The organism is Siccirubricoccus sp. G192 (assembly GCF_019084075.1).
Taxonomy (GTDB): domain Bacteria; phylum Pseudomonadota; class Alphaproteobacteria; order Acetobacterales; family Acetobacteraceae; genus G192.
The window spans coordinates 1,301,793-1,320,429 of the sequence record NZ_JAHREN010000001.1 but is presented as its reverse complement, the minus strand read 5'-3'; the positions used below and the strand labels follow the sequence as shown (position 1 = coordinate 1,320,429).

At 71.2% G+C, this 18,637-nt stretch carries 16 protein-coding genes; 12 read left to right on the top strand and 4 right to left on the bottom strand.

All coding sequences use genetic code 11. The features are described 5' to 3' along the window. The first annotated feature begins 84 nt into the window (after nucleotides 1–84). From KSF81_RS06345 to KSF81_RS06305, 9 genes are all read left to right on the top strand, one after another. Nucleotides 85–627, top strand: coding sequence for a hypothetical protein (locus KSF81_RS06345; protein ID WP_217378254.1), 543 nt, complete (start codon nucleotides 85–87; stop codon nucleotides 625–627). Next, a complete protein-coding gene (gene bcsQ / locus KSF81_RS06340) occupies nucleotides 627–1,433 on the top strand; it encodes a cellulose biosynthesis protein BcsQ (RefSeq protein ID WP_217378253.1) in 807 nt (268 codons plus the stop codon). The genes KSF81_RS06345 and bcsQ overlap by 1 nt, the downstream gene beginning before the upstream one ends. Further along, a complete protein-coding gene (gene bcsA / locus KSF81_RS06335; protein WP_217378252.1) occupies nucleotides 1,430–5,956 on the top strand; it encodes a UDP-forming cellulose synthase catalytic subunit in 4,527 nt (1,508 codons plus the stop codon). Before bcsQ ends, bcsA begins: the two co-directional genes overlap by 4 nt. Then, on the top strand, nucleotides 5,953–9,657 hold the full coding sequence (locus tag KSF81_RS06330; RefSeq protein WP_217378251.1) for a cellulose biosynthesis protein BcsC: 3,705 nt from the start codon (nucleotides 5,953–5,955) through the stop codon (nucleotides 9,655–9,657). Before bcsA ends, KSF81_RS06330 begins: the two co-directional genes overlap by 4 nt. A gap of 97 nt (nucleotides 9,658–9,754) precedes the next feature. Further along, nucleotides 9,755–10,615 carry a TauD/TfdA family dioxygenase gene (locus KSF81_RS06325; protein WP_217378250.1) on the top strand — a complete coding sequence of 287 codons (861 nt, stop codon included), beginning with the start codon at nucleotides 9,755–9,757 and terminating at the stop codon, nucleotides 10,613–10,615. Between the two features lie 14 nt (nucleotides 10,616–10,629). Further along, on the top strand, nucleotides 10,630–11,532 hold the full coding sequence (locus KSF81_RS06320) for an NAD(P)-dependent oxidoreductase (protein WP_217378249.1): 903 nt from the start codon (nucleotides 10,630–10,632) through the stop codon (nucleotides 11,530–11,532). A gap of 27 nt (nucleotides 11,533–11,559) precedes the next feature. Next, nucleotides 11,560–12,537 carry a tripartite tricarboxylate transporter substrate-binding protein gene (locus KSF81_RS06315; protein ID WP_217378248.1) on the top strand — a complete coding sequence of 326 codons (978 nt, stop codon included), beginning with the start codon at nucleotides 11,560–11,562 and terminating at the stop codon, nucleotides 12,535–12,537. A 15-nt stretch (nucleotides 12,538–12,552) separates the two neighbouring features. Then, nucleotides 12,553–12,768, top strand: a complete 216-nt coding sequence (locus KSF81_RS06310; protein ID WP_217378247.1) for a hypothetical protein — start codon at nucleotides 12,553–12,555, stop codon at nucleotides 12,766–12,768. After that, nucleotides 12,761–13,144 (top strand): HD domain-containing protein, encoded by a 384-nt coding sequence (locus tag KSF81_RS06305; protein ID WP_217378246.1) that lies wholly within the window; start codon nucleotides 12,761–12,763, stop codon nucleotides 13,142–13,144. Before KSF81_RS06310 ends, KSF81_RS06305 begins: the two co-directional genes overlap by 8 nt. 14 nt (nucleotides 13,145–13,158) lie before the next feature. Here KSF81_RS06305 and KSF81_RS06300 read toward each other — a convergent pair whose 3' ends face one another. Then, nucleotides 13,159–13,920 (bottom strand): class II aldolase/adducin family protein, encoded by a 762-nt coding sequence (locus KSF81_RS06300; RefSeq protein ID WP_217378245.1) that lies wholly within the window; start codon nucleotides 13,918–13,920, stop codon nucleotides 13,159–13,161. Nucleotides 13,921–14,103: 183 nt separating this feature from the next. Next, nucleotides 14,104–14,496, bottom strand: coding sequence for a carboxymuconolactone decarboxylase family protein (locus KSF81_RS06295; protein WP_217378244.1), 393 nt, complete (start codon nucleotides 14,494–14,496; stop codon nucleotides 14,104–14,106). Nucleotides 14,497–14,702: 206 nt separating this feature from the next. Between KSF81_RS06295 and KSF81_RS06290 the strand changes: the two genes are divergently transcribed. Genes KSF81_RS06290 through KSF81_RS06280 form a run of 3 tightly spaced genes read left to right on the top strand, consistent with a single transcriptional unit; the run spans nucleotide 14,703 to nucleotide 16,267 of the window. Next, nucleotides 14,703–14,981: a hypothetical protein gene (locus tag KSF81_RS06290; RefSeq protein WP_217378243.1), complete on the top strand. Its 279-nt coding sequence runs from the start codon at nucleotides 14,703–14,705 to the stop codon at nucleotides 14,979–14,981. 57 nt (nucleotides 14,982–15,038) lie between these two features. Then, the gene (locus tag KSF81_RS06285; RefSeq protein ID WP_217378242.1) at nucleotides 15,039–15,239 is read left to right on the top strand and encodes a hypothetical protein; all 201 of its coding nucleotides are present in this window, start codon (nucleotides 15,039–15,041) and stop codon (nucleotides 15,237–15,239) included. Further along, entirely contained in the window at nucleotides 15,239–16,267 is a 1,029-nt protein-coding gene (locus KSF81_RS06280; RefSeq protein ID WP_217378241.1) for a polysaccharide deacetylase family protein, read from the top strand. Before KSF81_RS06285 ends, KSF81_RS06280 begins: the two co-directional genes overlap by 1 nt. A 99-nt stretch (nucleotides 16,268–16,366) precedes the next feature. Here the strand turns inward: KSF81_RS06280 and KSF81_RS06275 are convergent, their stop codons facing one another. Further along, nucleotides 16,367–17,605 carry an LLM class flavin-dependent oxidoreductase gene (locus tag KSF81_RS06275; RefSeq protein WP_217378240.1) on the bottom strand — a complete coding sequence of 413 codons (1,239 nt, stop codon included), beginning with the start codon at nucleotides 17,603–17,605 and terminating at the stop codon, nucleotides 16,367–16,369. A gap of 197 nt (nucleotides 17,606–17,802) precedes the next feature. After that, on the bottom strand, nucleotides 17,803–18,591 hold the full coding sequence (locus tag KSF81_RS06270; RefSeq protein ID WP_217378239.1) for an alpha/beta fold hydrolase: 789 nt from the start codon (nucleotides 18,589–18,591) through the stop codon (nucleotides 17,803–17,805). Between the last annotated feature and the right edge of the window lie 46 nt (nucleotides 18,592–18,637).

Here is an 18,637-nt window from a genome sequence, read left to right as displayed (position 1 = left end):
ATCCCAGGCGCTTGGCGATTTTCTACTGGAATTTACTCACGGAAGCGTGAATTTAACCTCTAGGCGAACCAGGGAATCAACCTCATGCGTGCAGAACGGCAGGACACCGACGTGGTCCGGGTTGCCGCTGCCTTCGGCGTGCCGGGGCTGCGGTACCGGAACTTCGGCAACCGGCCGGTCCGCGCCGGCGCCGCCCCTGCCGGCCCGCCGGCGCCAGCCACCCCGGCATTGCCCCCCCTCGCCGAAGCCACCCTGCTGGCCGCGCCGGAGGCCGTTGCCGGCATCCGGCCCATCGCCGCCACGCCTGCTGCTCCTGCCTTCACCGGCAACGGCCGGGTCATCCCGCTGATGCGGCCGGTGATGGTTGCTGCGCCGGCTCCGCCGCAGCCCGCCGCGGCGGTGGAATTCCGCCTGATTCGCCAGGCCTTCGGCGGTACCCTGTCGCCAGCCCTGCCGATCCGGGCAAATTGGCCCGGACCCGCGGCGGAGGTGCCTGGCGGACTGCCGCTCATCGCCACCGCCGTCGCCAAGGCGACACCCGGACTGCCCCCGCCATTGCCCGCCGGGCGGCCCCGTTCGACCCGCCAGGCCGTGGCGGCCCTGGCCTTCGCGGCAGACCTGGACTGATGCCGCTCGTCTGCATCGCCTCGCCGAAAGGCGGCGTCGGCAAGACCATGGTTGCCGCGAATCTCGCCCATGCGCTGTGCCGCGCCGGCCGGCGTGTGCTGGCCATCGATTGCGATCCGCAGAATGCGCTGCGCCTGCATTTCGGCCTGCCGCTGGACGACCATGCGGGCTTCATGGCGGGGCTGCCGCGGCGCCCGGACTGGCGGGCCGCGATCCGCGAAACGCCCTCCGGCGTCCGGCTGCTGCCGCATGGCACGGTGGATGCGCGCGGCGTCCTCGCGCTGGCCGCCGCGATGGAGCGGGACCCCGACCTGCTCGGCGCGCCGCTGCGCGCCATCCTGGCCGACCCCGATCTCGTCGTGGTCGCGGATACCGCGCCGGGGCCTTCCCGGGCGCTGGCCGCGCTGGTGCCGCATGCCGCCACCCTGGCCATCGTGCTGCTCGCCGATGGCGGCAGCACGGCCCAATTGCCGGAACTCGAATCCGGCCGGTTCCTCGGCCGCGGCACCCTGGGCGGCCTCTTCGCGGCCCGCATGCGCGTCGTGCTGAACGAGGTGGAATCGGGCTCCCGGCTCTCGACCGAAGTGGCCGGCGCCATGGCGCGGCATTTCGGCCCGCGCCTGCTCGGCGCCATCTGCCGCGACATGGCGGTGGCCGAGGCGCTCGCCTGCCAGCGGCTGGTCGCGGACCATGCCCCGGACAGCCCCGCGGCGGCGGATCTGCAGGATATCGCCCAGACGGTCGATCTCGCGCTCTTCGCCGCGGCGCCGGCGCAGCCGGCGGCACCCCTCTGGGGGCCGGTTTGAGCCCTGCCGCGCCGCCGGGCTGGCGGCTGTCCGGATGGCATGCGGGCCTGCCCGTCCTCTCCCTGGCCGCCGGGCTGCTGCTGCTGCCGCCGATCCTCTTCGTGCCGCTCGATGCGGCGCGGCAGGGGATCTTCGCGCTGGGCTGCCTGCTGCTGTTCCTGGTGGTGAACCGGCGGCCCGGACGCCGCGCCTCGGCCTTCCTCGCCGCGCTGTCCCTCGCCGTCACGCTACGCTACCTGCATTGGCGGCTCACCGAGACGCTGGAGCCCGAGACCCTCCTGCAGGGCTTCTTCATGATCGGCCTGGTGCTGGCCGAGGTCTATGCCGGCATCTCCCTCTGCCTCGGCTATTTCCAGACCCTCGCGCCGCTCGACCGCAAGCCCGTGCCGCTGCCGGAGGACCCGCAGACCTGGCCGAAGGTGGATGTCTTCATCCCGACCTACAACGAGTCGATGGAGGTGGTGAAGCCGACCGTGCTCGCCGCGCTGGCGATGGACTGGCCCGAGGACCGCTTCAACGTCTATATCCTGGATGACGGCCGCCGGCCGGAATTCCGCCGCTTCGCCGAGGAATGCGGCGCCGGCTACATCATCCGCCCGGACAACAAGGGCGCCAAGGCCGGCAACATCAACCACGCCCTGGCCCAGACCGATGGCGAGTTCATCGCCATCTTCGACTGCGACCACGTGCCCACCCGGGCTTTCCTGCAATTCACCCTGGGCTGGCTGGTCCGCGACGCGCACCTCGCCATGGTGCAGACGCCGCACTACTTCTACTCCCCCGATCCCTTCGAGCGGAACCTCACCGCCGGCCGCGACGTGCCGAACGAGGGGCTGATGTTCTACGGCCTGGTGCAGCCGGGCAACGACCTCTGGAACGGCAGCTTCTTCTGCGGCTCCTGCGCCGTCATCCGCCGCACCGCGCTGCTGGAGGTGGGCGGCGTCCCGCATGAGACGGTGACGGAGGATTGCCATTGCAGCCTGCGGATGCAGCGCCGCGGCTGGCACACCGCCTATCTGCGCATGCCGCTCGCCTCCGGCCTCGCGACCGAACGCCTGCTGATCCATATCGGCCAGCGCATGCGCTGGGCGCGCGGCATGATCCAGATCCTGCGCGTGGAGAATCCGCTCACCGCCTCCGGCCTCAGCCTGGCGCAGCGGCTTTGCTACTTCTCCTCGATGTTCCACTTCATGTTCGCGCTGCCGCGGGTGGTCTTCCTCACCTCGCCGCTCGCCTTCCTGCTGCTCGGGCAGAACGTGATCGCCGCCTCGCCGCTGGCGATCCTGGCCTATGCGGGGCCGCATATCGTGCATGCGGTGGCCACCGGCAGCCGGCTCGCGGGCGGGGTGCGGCACTCCTTCTGGAGCGAGATCTACGAGACCGTCCTGGCGCTCTACCTGGTGCCGCTCACGATCATGACCCTCATCAACCCGCGCAAGGGCAAGTTCAACGTGACCGACAAGGGCGGGCTGCTGGCCGAGGGCTACTACGATCTCCGCGCCGTCTGGCCGAACCTGGTGCTGGCCCTGCTGCTGCTGGCCGGGATCGGCTTCGGCCTGCATGGCGCGCTGGCCAATCCGGTGGACTCGCTGGAATTCCAGGCCTTCCTGCTCAATGGCATCTGGGCCCTGCTCTGCCTGGTGCCGGTCGCCGCCGGCCTGGCGGTGGGCCGCGAGCGGCGGCAGGTGCGGTCGCATTCGCGGCTGCCGGTGGCGCTGCCGGCGGCGCTGGTCCTGCCCGATGGCAGGCGCTTCGAGGGTGTTACCGGCGACATCTCGCTCGGCGGCGCCTCGCTGGATGTCGCGGGCATGGATCTGCCGGAATCGGGCGAGGCGATGGTCGAGATCGATCTCGGCCATGACCGCGTCGCCATCCCCGGCCGGGTGCGGCGCGCCAGCGGTGCTTCGGTCCATGTCAATTTCGCGCCGCGCAGCCTGGTGGACGAGGGCAACCTCGTGCGCGCGGTCTTCGGCCGGGCGGATGCCTGGACCGCCTGGGACCGGCACCAGGGCGACCGCCCGCTGCGGTCCCTCTGGGCCGTCGTGGCGAGCGCCGGCGCCGCCTTCGTCGGGCAGTCGCAGCTCTGGCACCTGCTGCGCTTGCGCCGCGCACCGGTGGTTGCTCCGCGCCGGCCGGTTTCCACCCCCTCCCCCGCCGCCACGCAGGAACGCCGCACCGAGGTGCTCCGCCCGCGGCTTTCCGGCAATGCGGCCCGCACCGCCGGCGGCGCGCTGCTGCTGCTGCTCACGCTCACGGCCGGGGCGCAGGCGCAGCCGGGCCGGGCGGGAGCAGGCCAGGCCACGGCGCCGCAGATCATCCCGCCCCTGGCCCTGCCGCCGGGGGCGGAGCTGCCGCAGCCGGCCGCCACGCCGGCGCCACCCGCCGCCCGCCAGGTCAACGTCACCCTCCGCCAATTGGGCCTCGGCGGCCCGATGCAGATGCGCGGCATCTCCGACCTGCAAGGGGTGCAGTTCGGGGTGCGCGGCGATGAGGTGGTGACGGGCGCGCGGCTCGTCGTCTCGGGCGCCACCTCGCCCGGGCTGATCGCGGAGCTCAGCCAGATCGCGATCACGCTGAACGAGGAATTCATCGGTGCCATCCAGCCGGATCGGGCGCGGCCGGCCTTCGGGCCGATCGAGTTCCAGGTCAGCCCGCTGTTCTTCAGCGACCTCAACCGGCTGAATTTCCGCTTCTCCGGTCGCTATACCCAGGAATGCAACGACCCGCTCTCCGGCCTGCTCTGGGCGACGGTTTCGGACTTGTCGAGCCTGCACCTCACCCTGGAGCGGCTGGTCCTGCCGCGCGACCTGGCGCGGCTGCCGGAGCCCTTCTTCGACCCGCGGCAAATGCGCAGCGCCCTGACCCTGCCGGTGATCCTGCCGCCCGAGCCAGGCACCGAGACGCTGCGGGCCGCCGCCATCGCCACCTCCTGGTTCGCCATGCTGGCCGATTACCGTGGCGCCGCCTTCCCGGTGCAGGCCACGCCGCCCTCCCAGGGCCATGCCATCCTCGTCGCGACAGGGCCGGGCACGGTCGCCGGGCTGGACCTGCCCCGCTTCCAGGGACCGACCCTGGCCCTGCTGCCCAATCCGAACGACCCGCTGGGCCAGATCCTGGTGATCGGCGGCCGCACGCCGGCCGAGGCGAGCACCGCCGCCACCGGCCTCGCCCTCGCCCGCGCCGCCCTATCGGGCGAGAGCGCGATGCTGGAGGCGGTGGAGGCGGCGCCGCGCCAGCCCTATGACGCGCCGCGCTGGCTCCGGCCCGACCGGCCGGTCCGCTTCGGCGAGCTGGTGGAGGCGGAGCAGTTGCAGGCGCATGGCTATGCGCCGGGCGCCGTCACCATCCCGGTGCGGACCGCGCCCGACCTCTATCTCGCGCGGGCGCGCGGCGTGCCGGTGGAACTGCGCTTCCGCACGCCGCCGGGGCCGGTGCTCGATACCGCCGTGTCGCGGCTCGATGTGGCGCTGAGCGGGTCCTTCCTGCGCAGCGTGCCGCTGCGCGCCGCCATGCCGTCCTGGCCCTGGTCCGAGGCCGCCCGCTGGTTCGGCTATCCCGGCGAGCGCGAGCGGGCCAGCGCCAGCCTGCCGCCCTACCTCCTGTCCGGCAGCAACGACCTGCAACTGCGCTTCGACATGCGGCCGCTCAACCGCGGCGACTGCGTGGCGGTGCCGGGCGACATCCACGCCGCGATCGACCCCGACAGCACGATCGACCTCTCCCGCGCGCATCGCTTCACGGTGCTGCCGAATCTCGCGCTCTTCGCCAGCGCGGGCTTTCCCTTCACCCGCATGGCCGATCTCTCCGGCACCGCGGTGGTGCTGCCGGAGCGGCCGAACCCGGTGGAGATCTCCGCCATGCTGAACCTGGTCGGGCGGCTCGCGGCCATTGTCGGGCATCCGGCGACCGGCCTCGTGGTGAGCGGCCCCTCGGGCCTGCGCGAGGCGGCGGAGCGCGACCTGATCGTGCTCGGCACGCTTGGCCGCCACGCTGCCCTGGCCTCGCTGCTGCGCGATGCCGCGCCGGTGCGGCTGGAGGGCAACCGCCTCGCTTTGGCCCTGCCGGGCCCGATGCAGGAATTGCGGGAGATGTTCCCGGGTGGCGCGGCGCTCAGTGACGAACGCAACCGCGCCGCGGCGCGGCTCGGCGGCCCGGCGGAGGGCTTCGGCGCGCTGATCGGCTTCGAATCGCCGCTGCGCTCCGGCCGCTCCGTCGTGGTGGTGACCGGCGCCACGCCGGGCGGCGTCGAAGCCATGGCCGCGGCGCTGCGCAACCCGCTGCAGCAGCCGCGGGTGCAGGGCGACCTCGCCGTGCTGGCCGGCGGCCGCGTCGAAGGCTTCCGCACCGGCGCCACCTATGAGCATGGCGCGCTGCCCTTCTGGCTCTGGCCCGAATACTATTTCGGCCATCGGCCGGAGGTGATGCTGGGCATCCTTGCCCTGGCCTGCCTGCTGATCGCCTGGCCGGTGCACCGGTCGCTGCGGGCCCGGGCGGCGCGGCGCCTGCGCGCGAGGACGCCATGAGCCAGCCGCGGGTGTTTCCGATCCTGGTGCTTGCCGCCTCCCTGGGCGCCTGGGCGCTGCCGGCTTCGGCGCAGGAGAATGGTGCGGTCGCGGCGCTGCTGCGGCAGGGCGGCCATTGGCGGCAGCAGAACCGCGCCGACCTGGCGCTCCGCACCTATGAACGCGTGCTGGCCGCCGAGCCCGCGAATGCCGAGGCCCTGGCCGGCGCGGCCCAGGCCGAGGCGCAGCTCGGCAATCGCAGCGCGGCGGAGGCGCTGCTGGCACGGCTGCGCCAGGCCGCGCCCGGCGACCCCCGCCTCGCCGAGGTGGAGGCCGGGATCCGCGGCGCCGGCCTCGACAGCGCGGGCCTGGCCGAGGCGCGCCGCCTGGCCCAGGCCGGACGCACGGCCGAGGCGGTGGCCCGATACCGCGAGCTGTTCGGCGCCAGCCGCCCGCCGCTGGCCCTCGCGCCCGAATTCTACACCCTGCTCGCCGGCACCGAAGGCGGCCATGCCGAGGCGCGGGACGCTCTGGCGGCCATGGCGGCAGGGGCCAGGGGCAATGCCCGGCTGCAACTCGCCCATGCCCAGGTGCTGACCTATCGCGAGGCATCGCGCGCCGAGGGCATGGCGCTGCTGGGCCGGCTTGCCGCCGACCCGGCGGTAGGCGCCGCCGCCACCGCAGCGTGGCGCCAGGCGCTGCTCTGGCTTGGCACCGGGCCCGCCGCCGTGCCGGAACTCGAAGCCTATCTGCGGCAGGTGCCGAACGATTCCGCCATGGCGCGGCGACTGGCCGAGGCGCAGGCCCCGCCGGCCGGCGCCGCCCCCGCCGATCTCGCCCGCCAAGCCGGCTTCGAGCGGCTGAATGCCAATCGCCTGCGCGAGGCCGCGGCGGGGTTCGAGGCGGCGCTCGCGGCCAATCCGCGGGATGCCGATGCGCTGGGCGGGCTTGGCGTGGTGCGGCTGCGCGAAGGCCGCATGGCCGAGGCCCGGGACCTGCTGGAAGCCGCCATCGCCGCCGCGCCGGAGCACCGGGCGCAGTGGCAGCGCGCCCTCGACGGCGCCGCCTATGCCACCGAATTGGCCGATGGCCGCGCCCGGCTGCGCGCCGGGGAAACCGAGGCCGCCGAGGCCGCGCTCACCCGCGCCGCCGGGCGCGAGGTGCCCGACCGCGCCGATGCCGAGGCGCTGCTCGGCGACATCCTGCTCCGCCGCGGCGATGCGGCGGCGGCGGAGGCGCGCTACCGCGCGGCGCTGGCGCGGCGGCCCGATTTCGGTGCGGCGCTCACTGGGTTGCAACGTGCCCTGCGGTTGCAGGGGCGTGGGCCCGAAGCCGAGGCGCTCGCCCGGCGGATCGAGGCGCCTGCCCGCAACCAGCCGCCGAGCCGCTCCACCGCGCTGCGCGAGCAGGCGGCACGGGCCGCCGACCCGGATGCCGCCCTGGCGCTGCTCCGCGCTGCGGTCGCGGCCGATCCGGCGGACCCTTGGGCGCGGCTCGACCTGGCCCGTGCCCTGCGGCGGCAGGGCCGCATGGCCGAGGCGCGCGCCCTGGTCGAGGAGCGCCTGGGCAGCCCGGACTCGCTCCACGCCGCCGCGATCTTCGCCGATGAGGATGGGCGCCCGGCGGAAGCGGTGGCGCTGCTGGAACGCATCCCGGCGCGGCTTCGCACCGCCGATATGGGCCGCCTCGCCGCCCGCGCCCGCACCGCCGGCGAGGTCGAGGCCGCCGCGGCGCTGGCCCGCGCCGGCGGCATCGAGGGACGCGCCCGCCTGCTCGCCATCGCGCTCCGGCCCGACCCCAGCGGCGCCGGCCCGGCCGCGGTGATCCGCGCCTTCGGCGCCGCCGGTGACGGCCGCAGCGCCGAGGAAGCCGCCCGCGCCACCCTGGCCGCCAATCGCAACCCCAGTCCGGCGGCCCGCATTGCCATCGCCGGCGCCCTGCTGGAGGCGGGGCAGGATGGGCCGGCCCAGTCGGTGCTCGCCACCCTCCAGGGCGAGGCGCGGCTTTCGGCGGAGGAGCAGCGGCAGCTTCTCGCCCTGCAATCCGGCGTGGCGGTGCGCGGCAGCGACCGGCTGAACGAGCGCGGTGAGCGCGCCGCCGCCTATGACCGGCTGCGCCCGGTGCTGGCGCGCGACCCGAGCGACGCGGCGGCGAACCTGGCCCTCGCCCGGCTGCACCAGGGGGCGCGGCAGCCCGAGGAGGCCGGCCGCATCGCCACGGCGGTGCTGGCCCGCGACCCCCGCAACCTCGATGCCCGCGCAGGCGCGGTGGATGCGGCGCTGGCCGCCCGCGAGTTGCGCCGCGCCGAGGCGCTGGTGGCGGAGGCGCGCGCCTTGGCGCCGAACGAGCCGCGGGTCTCGCTGATGGAGGCGCGCGTCGCCCGCGCCGCCGGCGACCAGCGGCGGGCACTCCGCGCGCTGGAGACGGCGGCGGCGCAGCGCAGCGCCCAATTGGGCGAGGATCGCGCCGCCGGGCAGGTGTTCCTGGCCGGGGGGCCGGGTTTCGCGCCCTCCAGCGTGGATAACCCGTTCCGGCGCACCGGACCCGTGGAGGCCGGGGAGGGCAGCCAGGCGCCGCGCGATGCGCTGGCCGGGGAGATCGCGCGCGAACTCGCCGCCGTGCAGGATGAGACCGCGCCGCGCTTCACCCTCTCACCGGCGGTGCGCAGCCGTTCGGGCAGCGGCGGGCTGGACCGGCTGAACGACCTCTCGGCGCAGGCGGAGGCTTCCTTCGCGCCAGGTGGCCTCGGTGGGCGGCTGGCGTTCCGCGCCACGCCGGTCTCCATCAGCGCCGGCAACCTGGAGACCGATACGGCCACGCTGCGCCGCTTCGGCAGCAACCCGCTGGCCGGCCCGGGGGGCGGCACCGCGCCGCGGGACGTTGCCGCCACCGGGCTCGGGCTGGGGCTGGGCTATCAGCGCGACGGATTCTCCGCGGATATCGGCACCACGCCGCTGGGCTTCCGGCAGCAGAACCTGGTCGGTGGCGTGGAGGTGGCGCCGCTGCTCGGCGATACCCTCCGGCTCCGCGTCCAGGGCGAGCGGCGGGCGGTTACGGATAGCGTGCTGTCCTGGGCCGGGCTGCGCGATCCGGGAACCGGCCGGGTCTGGGGCGGCGTCACCCGCACGGGAGGGAGGGCGCAGCTGGAATTCGGCACCGGCCCCGTAACCTTCTATGCCGGCGGCGGCTATGCCCAGATCGAAGGCCAGGGCGTGGTGGACAATGCGCGGCTGGAGGCCGGCGCCGGCGCCTCCTATTTGGTGTTCCGGCGGCCCGACAGCGACCTTACGGCAGGGCTCGACCTGGTCTATTTCGCCTATGACAAGAACCTCAGGCATTTCACGCTGGGCCATGGCGGCTATTTCAGCCCGCAATCCTATGCGGCGCTGAACCTGCCGGTGGATTACCGGGCCAGGTCCGGCGACCTTGCCTGGCACCTCGGCGCCACGCTCGGCTTCGCAAGCTGGCGGGAGGATGCGGCGCCGGTCTTCCCGGGCGATGCCGGGTTGCAGGGTCAGTTGCGCGCGGCGGCGGCGAGCGACGCCACGCTGGCCACCACCTATCCCGGCCGGTCGCAGAGCGGCTTCATCGGCGGGCTGCGCGGCGATATCGAATATCCGCTGACGCCGCAGCTTCGGCTCGGCGGATTGCTGCGCTACGATCGCGCGGCGAATTGGAACGAGGCGCGCGGCCTGCTCTATCTGCGCTACCGGACGGAGTAACGGGCGGGGGCTGTTCCGCCACCCCTGCGCGCGGGCGCTTGCGCCCCTCCCGGCATCGTCCCACCATGCCACGCAAACGCGCAGCGAGGAGGAAGCGATGACCCTGGCGATCCGCCCGGTCTCACCGGGATTCGGCGCCGAAGTGCTTGGCCTCGACCTGTCGCGGCCGCTGGGGGACAATCTGTTCGGGGAGATCCGCCAGGCTTGGCTGGATGCGAATGGCATCCTGCTGCTGCGCGGCCAGGACATCACACCGGAACAGCACATCGCCTTCAGCCGCCGCTTCGGCGAGTTGCACATCGCCGGCGGCAATCCGGCGCTGTCGCGCTACTACCTGCCCGGCCACCCCGAGATCTACCGGGTTTCCAACAAGAAGACGGATGGCGTGCCGCAGGGGCGCGAGGATGCCGGCACCTACTGGCATTCCGACGGTTCCTGGCAGCCCAGCCCGCCCATGGCCTCGCTGCTGCATGCGCTGGAGATCCCGCCGATCGGCGGCGACACGATCTTCGCCGACATGTATCAGGCCCATGAGACCCTGTCGGCGCCGATGCAGCGCATGCTGGAGGGGCTGCAGGCGGTGCATAGCCTGGCCGCGGCGGTGCTGAAGACCAGCTACGGCAAGGAATACGAGGGCAATTTCGAGGAGGCTGCCGCGAAGCGGGCCACCCACCCGATAGTGCGGACGCATCCCGAGAGCGGCCGCAAGGCGCTGTTCGTGAATCGCGGCTTCACCTCCCACATCCTCGGCATGGCCCCGCGGGAGAGCGATGCCATCCTGGAATTCCTCTTCGAGCACGCGACGCTGCCGGAGAATGTCTACCGCCACCGCTGGCAGCGGCACGACCTGGTGATCTGGGACAATCGCTGCGCCATGCATTACGCGGTGGCCGACTACAAGGCGCATGGCGATCGCTACATGCACCGCACCACGGTGAAGGGCGATACGCCGTTCTGAACGGGGAGTCAGTGATGGCGGATGCGCGGCAGGTCCGGCTGGGGCTGGTGGGCTATGGCGAGATCGGCAGCACGCTGGGAGCGGGGCTGCGCGGCAGCGGCCTGGCGGAAATCGCCGCCTATGACAAATACGCCTTCGATGGCCCCTATGCCGGGCTGATCCAGGGCCGGGCGCGAGAGGCGGGCGTGGCGCTGCTGCGCTCCCCGGCCGAACTGGCGGAACGGGCGGAGCTCATCATCGGCGCGACGCCTGGTTCCGCCTCGGTGGCCAGCGCGGCGGCGCTGGCGCCGCATCTCGGGCCGCGGCACCTGATGGTGGACATCGCCTCGGCGACACCCGGGGTGAAGCAGGAGGTCGCGCGGCGCCTCGCCGGCAGCGGCGCGGCTTTCGCCGATGGCTCGATCGTCGGCACGCCGAAGGATGGCCATGCCATGCCCATCCTCGCGGCCGGCGCACCCGCGGCGCAGGTCCGCGATGCGCTGTTGCCCTGGGGCATGCGGATCGAGGTGGTGGGGGGACGGATCGGCGATGCCTCCGCCATCAAGATCCTGCGTTCGGTCGTGATGAAGGGCCTCGAGGCGCTGCTGCTGGAATGCCTGCTCGGCGCGCGCCGCTACGGGCTGGACGCGACCGTGCTGGCCTCGATCGAGCGCAGCCTGGCGCGGCCCTTCTCCCAGGTGGCGCAGGGCATGCTGACCACCAACGCGATCCATGCCGGGCGCCGTGCCGAGGAAGCGGCGATGTCGGCGGAGACCCTGGCGGAGATCGGCCTCGACCCGGTGGTGACGCGCGCGGTCGCGGAGCGCCTGCGCTGGGTCGCCGATCTCGGCATGAAGGAGCATTTCGGCGGCACCGTGCCGCGGGATTACCAGGAGGCGCTGGACGGGATCGAGACAAGGCTCGCCGGATCAGGCTGACACGGCCGGCAAGGGGAGGAAACGGGAATGGTGAAGCGGCAGGGCAGGCGGGTCGTCCTCGCGGCGGCGGCGGCGCTGGCGGCGCCGGGGGTGTTGCGGGCGCAGGGCGCCTATCCGCAGCGCAGCGTGCGGGTGATCAATGCCTATAGTCCGGGCGGCACGGCGGATGTGGTGTGCCGCATCATCTTCGGCCGGTTGTCGGAACGGCTGGGCCAGCAATCCGTCACCGAGAACCGGCCCGGCGCGGCCGGGACCATCGCCGCCTCCGCCGTCGCCCGCGCCCCCGCGGATGGCTATACGCTGCTCTACGACGCCACCGCGCATTCGGTGAACCCGTCGCTGTTCGGCACCCGCCTGCCCTACGACACGCAACGGGACCTGCTGCCGGTCTTCCTCTCGATGGTCACGCCGAACACGCTGCACAGCACCAATGGCTTCGAGGCGCGGACCGTGCCGGAGCTGATCGCGCTGGCCAAGGCGAAGCCCGGCCAGTTGGATTGCTGCTCGACCGGCATCGGCACGGTGCAGCATGTCTCGCTCGAATTGCTGAACCACATGGCCGGGGTGTGGATCAACCATATCGCCTACCGCGACATCTCGGCGGCCCGGAACGACCTGGTCTCCGGCCGGGTGCCGCTGCAATTCAGCAACGTGCCGGGCTCGGTGCCCTTCCTGCAATCCGGAATCGCGCGGGTGATGGCGCATTGCGGGCCGCGTCCGGTCGCCGTGCTGCCCGACATTCCGGCCATCGCGGAGACCTTGCCCGGTTTCGAGACCTATGAATGGAACGGCGTCTTCGCGCCCTCCGGCACCCCGGACGCGATCATCGGCCAAGTGAATGCGGAGCTGAACGCAGTGATCCGCGACCCCGCCACGATCGAGCGGCTGAGCGGCCTCGGCGCGCTGACCCGCGCCAATACGCCAGAGGAATTCGGGGCCTTCCGCGAGCAGCAGATCGCGTTCTTCACCGGCATGGTGCGGCTGGCGAATATCCGCATCGATTGAAAAAGGCAGCCTCCCATGACCAGTCCCTACCGCATCGACGAAGGCAGCAACTGGCGGCGCCAGGCTGTCGAGGAATGGTTGTTCGGCCTCGACCTCGTCTCGCCGGAGGTGCGGCAGAGGATCGTCACCGCCTGGGTCAGCGCCTGGTCTTCCTCGACCCATGAATCGCTGGATGACATGCCCTTTTCCCCCGGGCTCACCGACCTATCCGCTGAAGGCGCATGTGAATGAGGTGACCCGCGCCGGGCTGGACCTGGCCAGGCGGGCGACGGCGGATTGGGGCACCGAATTCGACCCCGATATCCTGCTGCCCATCCTGATCCTGCACGACGTGGACAAGCCCCTGCTCTATGTGCGGGAGGCCGGGGGCGCCGGGCATGCGCAGCTCTATCATGAGCTGCCGCATGGCGTGGTCGGCGCCATGCTGCTGAAGGATCTGGGCTTCCCGCACAGCGTCGTCAGCACGGTGGCGACGCATGCGACCAACGCGCCCTTCCACGGCGCGAACCGGGAAGCGCATGTGCTGCACTATGCCGACCTTTTCGCCGCCGACCACGCCCTGCGGGTGATGGGCAAGACGCCCTTCTACCTGCGCCACGGCAGGTAGCGGCCGCCGCCGGCTCAGCGGCGGTAGTCGGCGCCCTTGCGGTCCACCGTACGCACCAGGCCCTGCCACTCCATCAGCCCGTATTCGTCGGTGGGGCGGAGCTTCTGCATCCGCGCCGCGGCCTTCTGCACGACGTAGTCGGCGATCCGCACCGGCGGCTCGTCGAGGCTGCGGGCCAGGAGTTCGACCTCGCAGGCGCGCTCCAGCATATAGAGCCGCATCAGCGTGCCATGGATGGTGTGGCCGAGCGTGAGCAGGCCGTGGTTCAGCAGCACGACGCAGCTTCCCCGTGCGCAGGTCTCGCCGAGCGCGTCGCATTCCTCCTGCGAGGCCGGCACGCCGTAGTCGTGGTAGGCCAGGTCGTCCAGCACCTGCAGGGCGTCCTGGCTGATCGGCCGCAGCCCGTTCCGCAGCAGCGAGAGGCCGGCGCCGGCCCGTGTATGCGTGTGCATCACGCAATTCGCGTCCGGACGTGCCTTGTAGACGCCGCTATGGATGGTGAAGCCGGCGGCGTTGAACTTGCCGGCCTCGCCCAGCACATTGCCGTCGAGGTCCATCTTGACCAGGCTGGAGGCGGTGATCTCGTCGAACATCTCGCCATAGCGGTTGATGAGGAAGGCATGCGGCTCGCCGGGAACCCGGGCCGACATGTGGGTATTGATGAGGTCGGTCCAGCCGAGATGGTGCACCACGTGGTAGAGCGCGGCGAGGTCGCAGCGCGCCTGCCACTCGCCATCGGTCATGTCGGCCTTGTCCAGCTTCAGCGCCACTGACATTGCTCTCTCCCTTGGTAGCCGTCCCGGCGCGCGGGCCGGTCCGGTCATCCTGTGGGATGGGGGTGGTCGGCCGCAAGCCGGGGTAATGCGCCGCCGTGGCTTTTCCACCGCCCCGGGCATCAAGGAATTGCGCCCGCCGGCAGGGCCAGGGAGCCAGGCCCGGGGTGCCGGGCCCGGCCGCGCCTATTCCTCCTGGCGGATCTCGGCGAAGACGTCCTTCGCAACGAGCATGGCCTCGCGGACCGAAGGCGCGCCGATATAGCCGGAGAGATGCAGCAGCGCCTCCGCAAGTTCGTCTTCGGTCCAGCCCTGGCGGCGGGCCATGCGGAGATGGATGGCCAGTTCCGGCCAGCAGGCGGTCGCAGTGTCGGAGATGACGCAGATCAGCGCGCGGGTCTTGAGGTCGAGCCCCGGCCGCGTCCAGAGCAGGCCGAACACCGCCTCGCTGGCATAGTCGCCGAATTTCTGCATGAGCGGGTCGTTGTAGACGTCCTTGGCCATGCGCTCGGCCATGGCGTCCCCCATGAGCTGGCGGCGGACCTCGCGCCCCTTCGCATAGGCTTCGCTTTTCGGCATTGGATCGCTGCTCCCTTATGGCGGTGCCAGCCTAGAACACTCCTGGCGCGAATGCCTGCGGAATGCTTCCGAATGCGGGAGCGGAGCGGACTGCCCTGCATCGGCGGCGCGGCCAATCCGCATTGCGGAGAGGCCGTGGCTCAGCGATGGGCGATAGCCGCCGCCGCGGTCGCGGCCCGGGCGACCTTGCCCGGCGGGGCCTCAGCATGATCGCCGGTGGCGATGCGCAGCCCGATGGTCGCCAGGAGCAGGTGCAGGTGGGGCAGGATGTATTCGCCCTACGCCAGCTTATGGAATTCGAGCAGTTCGTGGATCTTTTCGGCGCCGGAATTGGGCGCGACGTTCGTAAAATTGTATTCTGTCTGGCCGAGGCATTTGGCCAGGAGATCCGGCCTTCGCCCGCGATACTGTGGCAGCGGGCGGAGAGGCTGAAGACGGACCTCCGGCCGCATGCGAAGTCGTGCGGCGCCTCTATCCGTGCCTAAAAAGCGTTGCACCGAACAAATCTTTGTCGGCCATAGGCGTGCTGATATCGTGACCCCTTGCCTCAGCGTAAAGTAAGTGAACCATATACCAACATCATCCCGAAGACCGAGGTCGTGGATTCCTGCGGCCTGCCGGAATTCGCGATCCGGTGCGACGAGGCGTTCTCACTCGACCTGCAGCCAAGGGAAATGACCGTGGACACTCTCGGCAGCCTCGCCAGCATGGCCGATTCCGCGCTGGCAGGCGAGCCGCGCTGATGCCGGACGGAGCCGCCCGCGCTGGCAAGCGGCCCACTGAGCGGCCGGTCGAATCGCCTTCCGAACGGCCTGCCCTCATCCTCGTCATCGACACCGAGGAGGAATACGACTGGGACGCTCCCTTCAACCGGGACTCGGTCGGGGTCGGCCATATGCGCCAGATCGGCCGCGTGCAGGCGCTCTGCGAGCGTTGGGGCATCCGGCCGGTCTATGTGATCGACTACCCCATCGCCTCGCAGGCACCGGGGATCGAGGCGCTGCGGCCGCTGCTGCAAAGCGGCACGGCGCTGGTGGGGGCGCATCTCCATCCCTGGGTCTCGCCGCCGCATGAGGAGGCGGTGAACGAGCGGAACAGCTTCCCGGGCAACCTGCCGCCCGCACTGGAACGCGCCAAGCTCGCCACGCTCTCCGCCTGCATCGAGGAGAGGCTCGGGGTGCGGCCACGCATCTACAAGGCCGGGCGCTACGGCATCGGGGAGTGCAGCTTCGCCATCCTGGAGGAGCTTGGCTTCACCGTCGACCTCAGCCCGTCGCCACCCTTCGACTACCGCCCGGCAGGGGGGGTGGACTTCTCGAAGCGCGGCCTGGCGCCGGAATGGGTCGGCCCCCACGGCAGCGTGCTGTCCATTCCAGGCACCGGCGCCCTGATCGGCCGCATGCCGAGCCTGCCGCTCTACAACCTGGCCACCTCCCCATTGCTGAACTCCCTGCGCCTGCCGGGCATCCTCTCCAGACTCGGAGTCGTGGAGCGCCTGAAGCTCTCGCCCGAGGGCTACGGCCGTGCCGATATGGAAAGGCTGGTACGCTGGCTGCACGCCAGGGGCGAGCGCCTCTTCGTGCTGAGCCTGCATTCCCCCTCGGTCGTGCCGGGCCACACGCCCTATGTCCGCAGCGAGCAGGATCTGGAAACCTTCCTGGCGGATCTCGACGGCTTCCTGCGCTTCTTCATGACCAGCCTAAACGGCAGGCCGACGGACCCGCTTGCCGTCCATGCCGGGTTCGCCAGACCTGGACAAGCCCGAGCCTAGAGCGTGATCGCTTGAGGTGCTCGCACCGAAAAGCGCGAATCACGCGATCAAACAAAGGCCTGGAGCATGATGCGTGAACGAAGGTGAACGCATCATGCTCTAGGCAGCCGGCACCCGCGGCTTCAGGTCGGTCGAATAGTCGATGCTCACCGGCGACTCCGCCTCGAAGGGGCTCTTCAGGTCCAGGGACCTGGCGATGTCCCGCATCGCCGGCAGCACCTCCTGGCCGAAGAGGCGGATGCAGGTCATCGAGTCCTGGTGGCTGACCGCGCCGTCATTGGCCCAGAGCGCCATGATGCCGGGCCGGGTCTGCTCCATCACATGCTTCAGCTTCGCGATGACGGTTTTCGGCGTTCCCGCGATGATCATCGAGGTTGCGAGCTGCTCCTCGAAGGGCGGCCGCCGGCGCGGGCTGGTGCCGCGGCCGGTGGAGAATTCGACGAAGCCGCGGCGGTTCTCGGGCGAGGAATAGCCGGAAGGCGTGCTCCAGACCGGATGCGCCAGGCCGGTGAACTCGCCCTGCATCCACATGAACTGGCGCGCATTCTCGATCGCCTTCTCCTCGGTCTCGGCGACATGCACCTGCTTCAGGTAGCCGTGGTATTCGGGGCCGGACTGGTAGCCCGCCTCGGCGGCCGTCTCGTCATAGACCTGCCAGATGCGGTTGGTCTGCTCGACCGAGGTATTGAGCGCGATATAGGGGTAGCGGTGCCTGGCTGCCCAGACGATGGTCTCGCGGCTGATGACGCCGGGAATCCAGACCCGCGGATAGGGTTTCTGCAGCGGCAACGCCCAGGGATTCACCACCCGGTGCTGGTAATGCGCGCCTTCCCAGCGGAACGGCCCGGGCTGCGTCCAGGCTTTCACGACGAGGTCATGCGCCTCCTCGAAGCGTTCACGGTTGAAGGCGGGGTTGACGCCGGTCGCCAACTGCTCCTGTCCGCCGCCACGCACGAAGCCGGAGACCAGCCGGCCCTTCGAGATCATGTCGATCATCGCCAGCTCTTCCGCCAGCCGGACCGGATTCTCGGCGAGCGGCAGGGGGTTCCCCAGCATGACGATCTTCACCCGCTGGGTCATGCCGGCCAGGATGCTGGCGAAGATATTCGCCTTGGCCTGCATGCAGAAGGGCGCGTTGTGGTGCTCGTTCAGCATGATGCCGTCGAAGCCCATCGTCTCGGCATGCAGATACTGCTCGATGTATTCGTTGTAGAGCCGGCTGCCGGCCACCGGGTCGAAATGCCGGTTCGAGAACATCAGAGCCGTCGCACCGAAGCGCAGCCCCTCCTCGGCCGGATAGGCGGACATCGGCTGCTCGGTGAAATACATGATGTGCATGGCTCTGCTCCCGCTTCGCCGTCCGTTTGTTTCCTGCGGGCCGATTCACGTCCTCCGGCTTCGCCTGCGGACGATCGGGCCGCTTGTATCCTGCGGACCGATTCACGCCCTCCGGCTTCGCCTACGGACGATCGGGCCGCTTGCATCTTGCGGACCGATTCACGCCCTCCGGCTTCGCCTGCGGACGATCGGGCCGCTCAGGCCACGCCGAGGAAGGATGTCACCAGGCGGGCAAGCTCCAACGGCTTCTCCATGTCGACGTGATGGCCACAGGATTCCACGATCGCCAGCCGCGCCTGGGGCAGCGCCGAGACATAGCGGTCCCCGGCGCTCCGCGGCACGATCCTGTCGTCATCGCCCCAGACCACGAGGGCCGGCGCGCCGACGCCGCGCAAAAGGTGAGGCAGGGTCTGGCTGTACATGTAGGGCTTCCAGGCCAGGCGGAAATTCATCTCGCGGCAGATGTCCCATTCGACCAGTTGGTCGGTCGAGGGTTCCGCGCCATAAACGGCCTCGAAGCGCCGCGGGTCATGGAAGCCGGCCCGGGCATAGTCGATATAGCTGAGCAGCGCCTGGTCCAGAATGTCGCCATCCGGCGGCTTGATGCCCATGGCGCCGACCAGCACCAGCCCGCCGAGGTCGCGCGGCGCCATGGTCGCCATCTCGGCGGCGATCCAGCCGCCAAAGCCGAGACCGACCAGCGATGCGCGCTCGATGCCGAGCTGCCCCAGCAGCAGGCGATAGAGCACCGCCAGGTCCCGCACGCTCCGCATCCAGACCGGGCGTTCGGACTGGCCGTAGCCCGGGTGCTGCGGCACCAGCACATCGAAACGCTCGGCCAGGGCGTCGTAGAAGGGCAGCCGGTCGAGGCTGCCGATGTCGTGATGCAGGACCAGCAGCGCCTGGCCACTTCCCGCCCGGTTCAGGCGCAGCTTCAGCCCCGCCAGGTCGACGAGCGTTTCCTTCCAAGCCGCCGGCGATGCCATCGGCCATCCTCCCTGTCCGCCCGGCGGCGACGCTCGCAGGCACCGG